The 11,980-nt window shown below is 65.6% G+C and carries 12 protein-coding genes; 5 read left to right on the forward strand and 7 right to left on the reverse strand.

Translation table 11 applies throughout. From position 1 onward, the window contains the following. Positions 1-239: 239 nt before the first annotated feature. The 4 genes from ACSKB9_RS20070 to ACSKB9_RS20085 form a co-directional block, all read right to left on the reverse strand. Positions 240-1,190, reverse strand: coding sequence for an electron transfer flavoprotein subunit alpha/FixB family protein (locus tag ACSKB9_RS20070; protein ID WP_438075206.1), 951 nt, complete (start codon positions 1,188-1,190; stop codon positions 240-242). Further along, positions 1,190-1,939, reverse strand: a complete 750-nt coding sequence (locus ACSKB9_RS20075) for an electron transfer flavoprotein subunit beta/FixA family protein (protein WP_016845285.1) — start codon at positions 1,937-1,939, stop codon at positions 1,190-1,192. Before ACSKB9_RS20075 ends, ACSKB9_RS20070 begins: the two co-directional genes overlap by 1 nt. 118 nt (positions 1,940-2,057) lie before the next feature. Then, positions 2,058-2,630 (reverse strand): cob(I)yrinic acid a,c-diamide adenosyltransferase, encoded by a 573-nt coding sequence (locus tag ACSKB9_RS20080; RefSeq protein ID WP_092080510.1) that lies wholly within the window; start codon positions 2,628-2,630, stop codon positions 2,058-2,060. Positions 2,631-2,709: 79 nt separating this feature from the next. Further along, positions 2,710-2,904, reverse strand: coding sequence for a twin transmembrane helix small protein (locus tag ACSKB9_RS20085; protein WP_028340366.1), 195 nt, complete (start codon positions 2,902-2,904; stop codon positions 2,710-2,712). A 165-nt stretch (positions 2,905-3,069) separates the two neighbouring features. Between ACSKB9_RS20085 and ACSKB9_RS20090 the strand changes: the two genes are divergently transcribed. After that, on the forward strand, positions 3,070-3,930 hold the full coding sequence (locus ACSKB9_RS20090; protein WP_370143883.1) for a YihY/virulence factor BrkB family protein: 861 nt from the start codon (positions 3,070-3,072) through the stop codon (positions 3,928-3,930). Here the strand turns inward: ACSKB9_RS20090 and ACSKB9_RS20095 are convergent. Together ACSKB9_RS20095 and gluQRS are read right to left on the reverse strand one after the other, a co-directional pair. Then, positions 3,857-5,203 (reverse strand): ATP-binding protein, encoded by a 1,347-nt coding sequence (locus tag ACSKB9_RS20095; protein WP_438075209.1) that lies wholly within the window; start codon positions 5,201-5,203, stop codon positions 3,857-3,859. The genes ACSKB9_RS20090 and ACSKB9_RS20095 overlap by 74 nt on opposite strands. Before the next feature lie 115 nt (positions 5,204-5,318). Beyond that, the gene (gluQRS, locus tag ACSKB9_RS20100; RefSeq protein ID WP_438080306.1) at positions 5,319-6,188 is read right to left on the reverse strand and encodes a tRNA glutamyl-Q(34) synthetase GluQRS; all 870 of its coding nucleotides are present in this window, start codon (positions 6,186-6,188) and stop codon (positions 5,319-5,321) included. Positions 6,189-6,321: 133 nt separating this feature from the next. Here gluQRS and ACSKB9_RS20105 point away from each other — a divergent pair, with 133 nt between their 5' ends. Together ACSKB9_RS20105 and ACSKB9_RS20110 are read left to right on the forward strand one after the other, a co-directional pair. Further along, the gene (locus ACSKB9_RS20105) at positions 6,322-6,975 is read left to right on the forward strand and encodes a DNA-3-methyladenine glycosylase family protein (protein WP_229193514.1); all 654 of its coding nucleotides are present in this window, start codon (positions 6,322-6,324) and stop codon (positions 6,973-6,975) included. A gap of 166 nt (positions 6,976-7,141) precedes the next feature. Beyond that, complete coding sequence (locus ACSKB9_RS20110; protein WP_057017748.1) at positions 7,142-8,704, forward strand: glycosyl hydrolase family 17 protein; 1,563 nt, start codon at positions 7,142-7,144, stop codon at positions 8,702-8,704. Between the two features lie 9 nt (positions 8,705-8,713). Here the strand turns inward: ACSKB9_RS20110 and ACSKB9_RS20115 are convergent, their stop codons facing one another. Then, positions 8,714-9,601, reverse strand: coding sequence for a LysR family transcriptional regulator (locus tag ACSKB9_RS20115; protein WP_438075211.1), 888 nt, complete (start codon positions 9,599-9,601; stop codon positions 8,714-8,716). Positions 9,602-9,780: 179 nt separating this feature from the next. On the opposite strand from ACSKB9_RS20115, the gene ACSKB9_RS20120 reads away from it, so the two are divergent. Both ACSKB9_RS20120 and ACSKB9_RS20125 read left to right on the forward strand, forming a co-directional pair. After that, complete coding sequence (locus ACSKB9_RS20120) at positions 9,781-10,752, forward strand: NAD(P)H-dependent flavin oxidoreductase (protein WP_438075213.1); 972 nt, start codon at positions 9,781-9,783, stop codon at positions 10,750-10,752. Between the two features lie 29 nt (positions 10,753-10,781). Beyond that, positions 10,782-11,972, forward strand: a complete 1,191-nt coding sequence (locus tag ACSKB9_RS20125) for an ABC transporter substrate-binding protein (protein WP_438075215.1) — start codon at positions 10,782-10,784, stop codon at positions 11,970-11,972. The last annotated feature ends 8 nt before the right edge of the window (positions 11,973-11,980 follow it).

Here is an 11,980-nt window from a genome sequence, read left to right on the forward strand (position 1 = left end):
TCCACCGGAACGGCGCGCACATCGCGCCTGCCCAATTCCAACGATACCCGAAGTAAAGCCTTCCGGGTTGCCCAATCCGTCGGAAAACGTTTCCGGGACCATGATGTGATGACAGGTCATCACATCCGGGTCCCATTTCCCCTGTCGAGCATGATCCTTTCGGAAAAACGTTTCCGGATCATTGCCTCGAAAATAATAACACCGGCCGGAGCTTACCCATCCGGCCGGTGTCTTGTCGCTTACTTTCCGAGCTTGCCGAGCGCTTCGGTTAGCTCCGGAACCGCCTGGTAGAGGTCGGCGACCAGGCCGTAATCGGCGACCTGGAAGATCGGCGCGTCCTCATCCTTGTTGATGGCGACGATCACCTTGGAGTCCTTCATGCCGGCCAGATGCTGGATCGCGCCGGAGATGCCGACCGCGACATAAAGTTCCGGAGCCACCACCTTGCCGGTCTGGCCGACCTGCCAGTCGTTCGGCGCATAGCCGGCATCGACCGCGGCGCGCGAGGCGCCGACGCCGGCGCCGAGCTTGTCGGCGAGCGGCTCGATGTACTTGGCGAAGTTCTCGCGGCTCTGCATGGCGCGGCCGCCCGAGACGATGATCTTGGCCGAGGTCAGCTCGGGACGGTCGCTCTTGGCGACTTCCTCGCCGACGAACGTCGACAGGCCGGGATCGGCGGCCGCAGCGGCGTTATCGATCGCAGCGCTGCCGCCTTCGGCGGCGGCGGCGAAGGTCGAGGTGCGCACCGTAATCACCTTCTTGGCGTCCTTCGACTTCACGGTCTGGATCGCGTTGCCGGCATAGATCGGCCGCTCGAAGGTGTCGGGGGCGACGACCTTGATGATCTCGGAGACCTGCATGACGTCGAGCAAGGCCGCGACGCGCGGCATCACATTCTTGAAGCGCGAGGTCGCGGGCGCGACGAACGCGTCATAGCCAGGAGCCAGCGCGACGATCAGCGCGGCCAGCGGCTCGGCAAGGTCGTGTTCATAGGCCGGGCCTTCGGCCACCAGCACCTTGGTGACGCCGGCAAGCTTGGCGGCTGCTTCCGCCGCCGCCTTGGTGCCCTGGCCGCCACCGGCAACCAGCACATGGACATCGCCGCCGAGCTGGCTCGCCGCGGTCAGCGCCTTGTTGGTCGCGTCCTTCAGCGTCTCGTGGTCGTGTTCAGCAATCAACAGCGTCGTCATCAGAGAACCCCGGCTTCGGTCTTGAGCTTGTTCACGAGTTCGGCGACGTCCTTGACCTTGACGCCCGCCTTGCGGCCTGCCGGTTCCGCGGTCTTCAGCACTTCCAGACGCGGCGTCACATCGACGCCGTAGTCAGCGACGCTCTTGTCGTCGATCGGCTTCTTCTTCGCCTTCATGATGTTGGGCAGCGACGCATAGCGCGGCTCGTTCAGGCGCAGGTCGGTGGTGACGATCGCCGGGCCCTTGAGCTTGATGGTCTGCAGGCCGCCGTCGACTTCGCGGGTGACCTTGAAGTCGGATCCTTCGACCTCGAGCTTGGAGGCGAAGGTCGCCTGCGACCAGCCGAGCAGCGCGGCCAGCATCTGGCCGGTCTGGTTCGAGTCGTCGTCGATCGCCTGCTTGCCGAGAATGACGAGGCCGGGCTGCTCCGCCTCGACCACCGCCTTCAGGATCTTGGCAACCGCGAGCGGTTCGACATTGCCTTCGGCCTTGACCAGGATGCCGCGGTCGGCACCCATCGCAAGTCCGGTGCGAATGGTCTCGGAGGCCTGCGCGGGTCCGATCGACACCACCACCACTTCGGTCGCCTTGCCGGCTTCCTTCAGCCGCAGCGCTTCCTCGACGGCGATTTCGTCGAACGGGTTCATCGACATCTTGACGTTGGCGAGCTCCACGCCCGTCCCGTCACTCTTGACGCGGACCTTGACGTTGTAGTCGACGACCCGCTTTACCGGCACAAGAACCTTCATCGATCCTCTTTCGCTTTGATTTTATGGGTTTCGGTTGGCTGGCGCGGAACCTGAAAGGTCCCGTTTCTCCCGGTCAACGCGCCAAAGCCAAAAAACCGTCCCCCGGTTTTGAACCAGTTTAGCGGTTCTGGCCCGGCACCCACAACACGTCTCCCGCTCCCTTATTGTTCTGGAAGCGGCTGGCAACGAACAGGAAATCCGACAGCCGGTTCATATACTGGATGCCAGCCTGATTGACCGGCTCGTCGGGTTGGGCGGCGAGTTCCACCATCATCCGTTCCGCGCGGCGACATATCGTCCGGGCGAGATGCAGATAGGCAGAGGCAGGCGTGCCGCCGGGCAGCACGAACGAGGTCAGCGGCGCGAGCTGGTCGTTCAGGCTGTCGATATCGCGCTCGAGCCGCTCGACCTGGCTTGCCAGCATCCGCAGACGTTCGGCCTTGCCCTCGCGTTCGGGCACCGCGAGGTCGGCGCCGAGATCGAACAGATCGTTCTGGATCCGGCCGAGCATCGCATCGACCGCGGGGCTGCCGGCAAGATGCAGCCGCACCACGCCGATCGCGGCATTGGTCTCGTCGACCGTGCCATAGGCGGCAATGCGCAGATCGTATTTCGGCCGCCGCTCGCCGGAGCCGAGCGCGGTGGTGCCGTCATCGCCGGTGCGCGTGTAGATCCGATTGAGAACAACCATGGCAGGCTCCGGTGTTCGATGTTCGAGTTCACCACTCCGATCGGGAGAGGTGGAGAATAGCCCGACAAATCTACCTCACCTAACGCCCCATCGCCCAGACCGCGAGCATTGCGATGACGATGGCGACGAACTGCAGCAGCACGCGCAGCCGCATCAGCTTCTGCGACGTGTTCGGCGAGCCGCCCTTCATCATATTGATGAGGCCGAGCAGGAGCACCAGCGCGACGGCGCCGACGGCGATGGGAAGAATGATCGTGCTGAGGAGAGATGTCATTTGCGGTACATAACACCGCAGGACGCGGACTTCCACACAGCCCGGCCATGCAACCAACTGGCTTTTCAGCGCGTAATATCAGATGCTGGGTCGGTTCTGGGCCGAGCGGTTTTCGACAATGCCGGGTGGAATGTGAAGCAGCTTCGTTACGTCACCCACGTCGTGATGGATGCCTTTTACACGTTCCTCGCCGACGACGGCTGGGCGATCGCGAGCCACATCGCGCTGTCGACGCTGATGGCGCTGTTTCCGTTCCTGATCGTGCTGACCTCGGTGGCCGGCTTCTTCGGCTCCAAGCAACTCGCCGACCAGGCGGTCGGGCTGATGCTGCAGGTCTGGCCGCAGCAGGTCGCCGAGGCGCTGTCCGGCCAGATCCACGACGTGCTGACCAACACCCGCGGCGATATCCTGACCATCGGCGCGGTGCTCGCGGTCTACTTCGCCTCCAACGGCGTCGAGGCGCTGCGGGTGGCGCTGAACCGCGCCTATGCCGTGATCGAGCCGCGGCGCTGGTACTGGCTGCGGCTGGAGTCGATCGGCTACACGCTGGTCGCGGCGTTCACCTCGCTCGCGATGGCTTTCCTGATCGTGCTCGGACCGCTGATCATCGAGGCGGCGCGGCGCTATATCCCGTTCTTCGTCGAATCAAACGAGAGCCTGCTCAACACCGCCCGCTACGGCGTCACGATCCTGGCGCTGGTCGTCGCGCTCTTCATCCTGCACGCCTGGCTGCCGGCGGGCCGTCGCAGCTTCACGCAGATCCTGCCCGGCATCATCTTCACCATGGTGGCTTCGCTGCTCTCGGGCATCGGCTTCGGCATGTACCTGGCACGCTTCGCCAACAACTACGTCACGATGTATGCGGGGCTGGCCTCGGTGGTGATCGCACTGGTGTTCCTGTATTTCATCGCCGCGATCTTCGTGTTCGGCGGCGAGTTGAACGCGGCGATCATCAAGTCGCGGTTGCCGCACGGCGTGTCGCTTCATGCAGCGCAGTCGCGAGCGCCCGCGGGGACACAGGCTTGACCAGGAAGCCGTCGGCGCCGGCAGCGCGCGCCGCGGCCTCGTCCTCGGCCCGGCCGGAAATCCCGACAATCACGATGCGGCCGTGCGGCGGCGGCAGCGCGCGGATGCGCTTGATCGCCTCGATGCCACCGATGCCGGGCAGCACCATGTCCATCAGCACGGCGTCGAAGGCGCCCTGCACGAGCCGGTCGGGCGCGGCCTCGCCCTGACCGACGAATTCGGCGTGGTGGCCGAGCTCGGTCAGGATCGTGTTGAGCACGACGCGGCCGAACGGATTGTCCTCGACACTGAGCAGCCGCAGCCCTTGCGACAGCAGCGCCGCCGCGCTCTCGCCGGAGGCGGTGCCGGCCGGCCCTTCGGCGGGCGCCAGCTCCACCTTGAGCGTGAAGGTGGTGCCCCCGCCGGCGCGCCGGTCCGCGACGATGTCGCCGCCCATGGCGCGCGCGAGCTGCCTGACGGACGACAGGCCGAGCCCGGCGCCGCCGAACCGCGCGGCGATCGAGACGTTGGCCTGCGAGAACGGCCGGAAAAGGCGCTTGACCTCCGATAGCGACAGGCCGATGCCGCTGTCGGAGATCGCGAACGCGACGCCGATCTTGTCGCCCGACCTTGCCTTGACCATGCCCACCGGCACGATACGCAGCTCGATGCTGCCCTGCTCGGTGAACTTCACCGCGTTGTCGATCAGATTTTCCAGCGCCGCGCGCAGACGGACGGGATCGCCGACCGCGAAGGCAGGCAGCTGGTCGGAGACCTCGACGGAAGCTTGCAGCCCCTTGGCTGCCGCGCGGCCGGCCAGCGAATCGGCTGCGTGGCGCGCCAGCGTGCGCAGGTCGAAGAAATCCTGCCGGATCTCGAGCCCCGGCCCCTCGCTCCGGGCGGCGTCGACGAACAGGGTCGCAAGGCTCGCCAGATGTTCGGCGCCGGCCTTGATGGTGTCGACCCAGCGCCGCTCGCGCTCGCCGAGATCGGATGTCGCGAGCAGATTGCTGATCGCAAGGATTCCGGTGAGCGGCGTCCGCACCTCATGGGCAAAGGCGGCAAGCGCGGCATCGACCATGCCGGGACCGGCCTTCGGGGCCGGCTCGGGCACGGCCCGCTTGCGGCGCGGCCTGGCCGCCACCTTGGCGGCGCGGGCCTTGGCCGTTCGTGTCTTGGCAGTCGGTGTCTTGGCAGTCCGTGTCTTGGCAGCACGCGTTTTGGCGGCGCGTGTCTTCGGCGGCGTCCCTTTGGATGGCCGCTTGCTGCGCCGTGCGCGCGATTTTGACGCCATGGTCTCCGTGATCCCCGCCCCGGTCAACAACATGGCATGCCAGGCGTGCCGGAGTCACGGCGACGTTTACGGCGCGCCCGCGCAAAACGCCATCATGCGATCAATTCGCCAGAATTCACGGCAAGCCGACCAGGCGGCGGATATCGGCCGGGCTCGCCCCAGCCGCCCGCAATTCGCGCAGTCCGGTCGCCTGGGTCGATTTCGACAGCTTTTGGCCGGCCGCGTCTCGGATCAGCCGGTGGTGCCGGTAGTTTGGCACGGGCAGGCCGAGCAGTTCCTGCAACAGCCGATGCACGCTGGTCGACCAGAACAGGTCAACGCCCCTGACGACATCGGTAATGCCCTGCAGGGCGTCATCGATCACGACGGAGAGATGGTAGCTGGTTGGGGTCTCCTTGCGCGCCAGGATCACGTCGCCCCAGGCCTCAGGCCGGGCCACGACGTCTCCGCTCTCGCCAGCCGGCCCCTCGCCCGCTTCTAGCCAACGCAGGTCGCCGGCACGCGCGCGGGCTGAGGCCATGTCGAGCCGCAACGCGAACGGCACGCCCTGCCCGATCAGCCGGTCGCGCGCCGCGGCCGACAGCGATTTGGCCAGCCCCGGATAAAGCGGCGCGCCGTCCGGATCGCGCGGCCACGCGCCGCCAGCCTCGCGCTCCGCGACCAGGCGCGCGATCTCGGCCCGGCTTTCGAAGCTCGGGTAGACCAGCCCCTGGGCCGACAGGCGGTCGATCGCGGCGCCATAGGCGGCAAAATGCTCGGACTGCCGCCGCACCGGGGTCTCCCAGGCGATGCCGAGCCAGGCCAGATCCTCATAAATCGCCTGCTCGAATTCCGGCCGGCAGCGCGTCGCGTCGATGTCCTCGATCCGCAGCAGCAAGCGTCCGCTCGACTGCCGCGCGAGGTCGTGGTTGAGCAGCGCCGAATAGGCGTGGCCGAGATGCAGGTAGCCGTTCGGACTCGGCGCGAAGCGGAAAGCGGGTGGCATGGTCATCGGTCACGCGTCATTGCCGGGCTTGCCCTGGCGACTCTGGTTCATGCGCCCGGACAAGACTCTGTTACGATAGGAGATCGATGCGCGGGTCAAGCCCGCGCCTGACAAGCCGATGCAGACCCCGCAAATGCTGATTCATCTCGAAACCCAGGCCGACCTCGACGACGCGATCCACAAACTGGTCGACCAGGACCGCCGCCTGCGCCCGATCCTGGAGCTGACCGGCATGCCGGCGATCCGGCAGCGCGAGCCCGGATTTGCCGGGCTTGCCGCGATCATCTGCGGCCAGCAGCTCTCGACCGCGAGTGCGGCGGCGATCTGGGGGCGCGTCAGCACGGCGTTCGACCCGTTCCACCATGACGCGATCCGCAAGGCGCGGGCCGACCGGCTCGGCCGGCTCGGGCTGTCGGCGGCCAAGATCAAGACGCTGAAGCACATCGCGCGCGAGCTCGCCGAGGAGCGGCTGAACCTCGACGTCCTTGCCAATGAGGAGGCCGATGCGGCGCACAACACGCTGACGGCGCTGCCCGGGATCGGCCCGTGGACCGCCGATGTCTATCTGCTGTTCTGCCTCGGCCATGGCGATGCCTGGCCCGCGGGCGACCTCGCCGTGCAGGAAGCGGTCAAGGTCGGGCTCGGCTTGAAGGATCGGCCGACGCCGAAGCAGATGGCGCCGCTTGCGGAGCCGTGGCGTCCGCTGCGCGGCGCCGCAGCGCATCTGTGGTGGGCATATTATCGCGTGCTCAGAAATCGCGAGGGCGTGATCGCCGGTGCAAAGTAGTCGTGGAGAAAAGCACACCAACTGCGTGATCGCGTGATATAGAATCAGCAGAGATATAGTTTTTCAATTTGCCGGCCTCGCCCATTTTGCACGCGCAGCACGTCCTTATTGCAAGGAGACGGACCTGATTTCTCTCCGTATCCCGCTGACGCTTCTCTCGTTATCCCTGGGCGCGATCGCCGCGGCGTGGTGGTGGCTCGGCGTCCCGGTCAACCTGCCGCGCGCGCCGATCGATCCGAACGACAAGGTGCAATGCATCTCGTACGCGCCGTTCCGTAACAATCAGACATCGCTTTCGCCGGCGACGCAGGTCTCGCCGGAACAGATCGCGGAAGACCTCGCGCAACTCGCGAAGATATCCGACTGCATCCGCACCTATGCGACCGATCTTGGTCTCGATCAGATTCCCGCACTCGCGGCCAAGGCAGGGCTGAAAGTCATTCAGGGCATCTTCCTCGATCGGGACCGGAAGAAGAATGCAACGCAGGTCGCCACCGCGATCCGCCTCGCCCAGGAATATCCGGAAACCATCATCGCGCTCGTGGTCGGCAACGAGGTCTTGCTGCGCAAGGAAATGTCGGCTTCCGACCTTGCCGCCACCATCCGCTCGATCAAGGCGCAGGTCTCCGTGCCCGTCACCTATGCCGACGTCTGGGAATTCTGGCTGAGCAATCGCGAGCTCTCCGACGCCGTCGACTTCGTCACGGTTCACATCCTGCCCTATTGGGAAAACGTGCCAATCCGGGCGGAAGATGCCGCCGCTCACGCCGACGAGATGCGCCGGCAAATCGCCGCGGCTTTTCCAGGCAAGGAAATCTTTATCGGAGAAATCGGCTGGCCCAGCGAGGGGCGCATGCGCGAGTCCGCGCTGCCGTCCCGCATCAATCAGGCGCGAGTGGTTTCGGAGGTCCTCGATCTTGCCCGGCGCGAGCATTTCCGCGTCAACCTGTTCGAGGCCTATGATGAAGGATGGAAGCGGGAGATCGAGGGCACGGTCGGCGGCTCCTGGGGCCTGTTCGATTCCGAGCAGCGCATGCCGAAATATCCGCCGGGCCAGCCGGTCAGCAATTTTCCGCTCTGGAAGCTGCAAATGGTCAGCGGATTGGCGCTGGCGATCCTGGTATTCGGCGCGGCATGGCTGACCTTGCGCCGCAAGCCGAGAAAGCCCGCATTCGCGTCATGGCTTGCGGTCGCGCTATCGGCGACCACGGCTGGAATCCTGTTTGGCGTCGCCGAGCAAAGATTGGTCTATGAAAGCTACGGAACGGGAGGCTGGCTTGTGTGGGGCTCGCTGCTGGTGGCGGCCACGGCTTCGCCGGTGTTGAGCGCCAACGCCCTGATGTCGGGCCGCGCACCGCCCAGCTTTTTCGAAGTGTTGGGTCCGAAGGGTCACCACACTGAATCGGTGCTGGCAACCCTGCACGGACTGGCCTTGATGATCACCGTCGTGATCGGCACGGCGACCGCAATCGGTCTCGTGTTCGACCCGCGCTTCATTGATTTCCCTTTCGCGCCTCTCACCATGGCGGCGGTGCCCTTTGCGGCCGTGACGCTGCTCAATCCTCCCACGAAGGGAATCCGCCCACTGGCGGAGTCGATCTTTGCCGGCATTTTCATTGCAACGGCGATCTACACAGGATTCAACGAAGGGGCGGAGAACTGGCAGTCGCTATGGACCTGCGCGGCCTTTGTCCTGCTCGCGGTGACGCTGTTGCGGGCGCGTGCTTGACAACGCGCACTAGCCGCGCAGCCTGACGCGATCCTCGCGCGCGCAGTCGGTGACGAAGCCGATGACGGCGCGCACCGCGGGAAGCTCGACCAGATCGGGATGGGCGAGCAGCCAGAGATCGGAGAGGCTCGAGAGCTTTTGCGGCGCGACCCGCACCAGATCGGGGTAGTCGGCCCCGACCAGGCAGGACAGCGCGCAAATCCCGAGCCCAGCCCGCGCCGCTGCCAGCATGTCGCCCTGCGAGGAACAGCGCATCACCAGCGTGCCCTGCCGGGTGATGACATCGCTCCAGCGCGCCAGATGCGCGTTCGAGGCCTGGTCGGCAAAGCCGATCACATGGTGGCCCCGCCACTCGTCCCGCCGCTCCGGCAGCTTGCGGCCTGCCGCATAGTCGCGGGACGCGTAGAAGCCGGTGCCGAGCCGTCCGATCTTGCGCCCGATCAGATTCTCCTCGCCCGCATCGACCGGCCGTAGCACCACGTCGGCCTCGCGGCGGCGTACGCTGGCCGGGAACGGATGAGTGATGATCTCGAGCTGGATGTTGGCGTGATCGCGCAGGAACGGGCCGAGGCGCGGCATCAGCCAGTGCGCGGCCAGCGTCGCGCCGATCGACAGCTTCACGACACCGCGCGCCTGCCCACCGGTGGCGGACGCGGCCGCCTCCGCGCGCAAGGCCGCCGCGGCCATCGCTTCGGCGTGTTCGAGGAATTTGCGGCCATGCGACGTCAGCGACAGGCCGTCATTGGAACGCGCGAACAGGCGTGTGCCGAGTTGCTGCTCGAGCGCCGCGACGTTGCGACCGACGGTGGGGTGGCTGATGCGCAGCCGCCTTGCCGCCCCGGCGAGGCTGCGTGTCTCCGCCACCGCGACGAATGTCTTGCAAAGCTCCCAGTCCATGCCGCTCCCCTTCCTGCGACATCGTTCATTTCTGGTCGGTCCGATGTTCAATATTGAACGCGATGACCGAACCGTCCAGCCTTATATTGCCGCGCCAAGAGCGCCACCGCTCCAGCCATCACAATAAATCGCGATCCGCCCCGGCTGCCGGCCGGGCGACGCGCATGGAGGATCCGAAAATGACGCTGCCCGTTTCGCTCGCCAAAAGGCTTGAACTGCCGGTCGTCGGCTCCCCGCTGTTCATCGTCTCGGGGCCGGAGCTCGTGATCGCGCAGTGCAAGGCCGGCATCGTTGGCTCGTTCCCGGCGCTGAACGCCCGCCCGGCCGAAAAGCTCGACGAATGGCTGACCCAGATCGAGGACGAGCTCGGCGAGTACCAGGCGCTGCATCCGGAAAAGAAGGTCGCGCCCTACGCCGTCAACCAAATCTGCCACGCCTCCAACGACCGCCTGATGCGCGACATGGAAACCTGCGTGAAGCACAAGGTGCCCGTGATCATCACCTCGCTGCGCCCGCCGTCCGAGATCGTCGAGGCCGCGCACTCCTATGGCGGTGTGGTGTTCCACGACGTCATCAACGTGAAGCACGCGCGCAAGGCCGCCGAGCAGGGCGTCGACGGCCTGATCCTGGTCTGCGCCGGCGCCGGCGGCCATGCCGGCACGCTGTCGCCGTTCGCGCTGGTGCGCGAGGTCAAGCAATGGTTCAAGGGCACGATCCTGCTGTCGGGCGCGATCTCCGACGGCTGGAGCATCGCATCCGCGCTCGCGCTCGGCGCCGACCTCGCCTATATCGGCACCCGCTTCATCGCGACCGAGGAAGCCAACGCGGATATCAGGTACAAGCAGGCGCTGACCGAATACGCCGCGCACGACATCATCTATTCGAACCTGTTCACCGGCGTGCACGGCAACTATCTCGGACCGTCGATCGCGGCGGCAGGTCTCGATCCGGGCAATCTGCCGGTCGCCGACAAATCCAGGATGAACTTCGGCTCCGGCGGCAACATGAAGGCCAAGGCCTGGCGCGACATCTGGGGTTCGGGCCAGGGCATCGGCCAGATTACCGACGCCCCGCCGGTCGCCGAACTGGTGGCGCGGCTCAAGTCCGAGTTCGCCGCGGCGCGCAGCGACTTCCTGCGCGCCAGCGCCTGACGCTGTTTCACAAAGTCCGGGAGTGAACCATGAAACGAGCGCAACACGCGCTGGCAGCCGCGCTTGCGGTCTGCGCAATCGCCAGCACGGCCGCCGCCGACAACGGCAACGAAGCGATCCGGATCGGCCAGACGCTGCCCTATAGCGGACCGGTCTCCGGCTTCGGCACCATCGGCCGCGCCCAGGAAGCGTTTTTCGCGAAGGTCAACGCAGAGGGCGGCATCAATGGCCGGCAGGTGAAATTCATCACGCTGGACGACGCCTATTCGCCGCCGAAGACCGTCGAGCAGACCCGCAAGCTGGTGGAGCAGGAGGAGGTGCTGATGATGTTCGGCTCGCTCGGCACCGCCACCAACAACGCCGTGCACCGCTATCTCAACAGCAAGAAGATCCCGCAATTATTCGTGCTGAGCGGCGCGACCAAATGGGCCGACCCGAAGACCTATCCGTGGACCATGCCAGGCATGGCGTCCTACGAATCTGAGGGCGTGGTCTATGCCAAATATGTGCTGCAGGCCAAGCCCGACGCAAAGATCGCGATCCTTGCGCAGAACGACGATTTCGGCCGCGACTATGTCGCCGGCTTCAAGCGTGCGCTCGGCGGCAAGGCCGCGAGCATGATCGTCGCGGAAGCGAGCTACGAGACCTCAGCGCCCACTATCAGCTCGCAGCTCGCGACCCTGAAGGCGTCCGGTGCCGATGTGCTGTTCGGTGTCGTGCTCGGCAAGTTCACGCCGCAGATGATCAAGGGCGTGGCCGAGATCGGCTGGAAGCCGGACCCGTTCTTCGTACCGACCTCCGCGTCGTCGATCTCGTTCCTGGAGCCCGCCGGGCTCGAGAACGCGGTCGGCCTGATCTCGTCCAGCAACCAGAAGGACACGATGGATGCGCAATGGGCCGATGATCCCGCCGTGAAGGACTATCTTGCCTTCATGAAGCAGTACCTGCCCAATGCGGACCTCAGCAACTCGAACTACTCGGCGGGCTATCATTATGCGACACTGCTGATGGCCGTGCTGAAGGCCTGCAAGAACGATTTCAGCCGCGAAAACATCATGCGCCAGGCGGCGTCATTGCGCGACGTTCCGATGCCGCTATTGTTGCCGGGCATGACGGTATCGACCGGGCCGGACGACTATCTGCCGTTCCAGCAGTTGCGGCTGCGCCGGTTCAACGGCAAGAGCTGGATCAGCTTCGGCGAGATCCTGGACGATCGCTAGGAGACGAG

Source organism: Bradyrhizobium sp. BR 1433, assembly GCF_051547665.1.
GTDB classification, from domain to species: Bacteria; Pseudomonadota; Alphaproteobacteria; order Rhizobiales; family Xanthobacteraceae; genus Bradyrhizobium; species Bradyrhizobium australafricanum.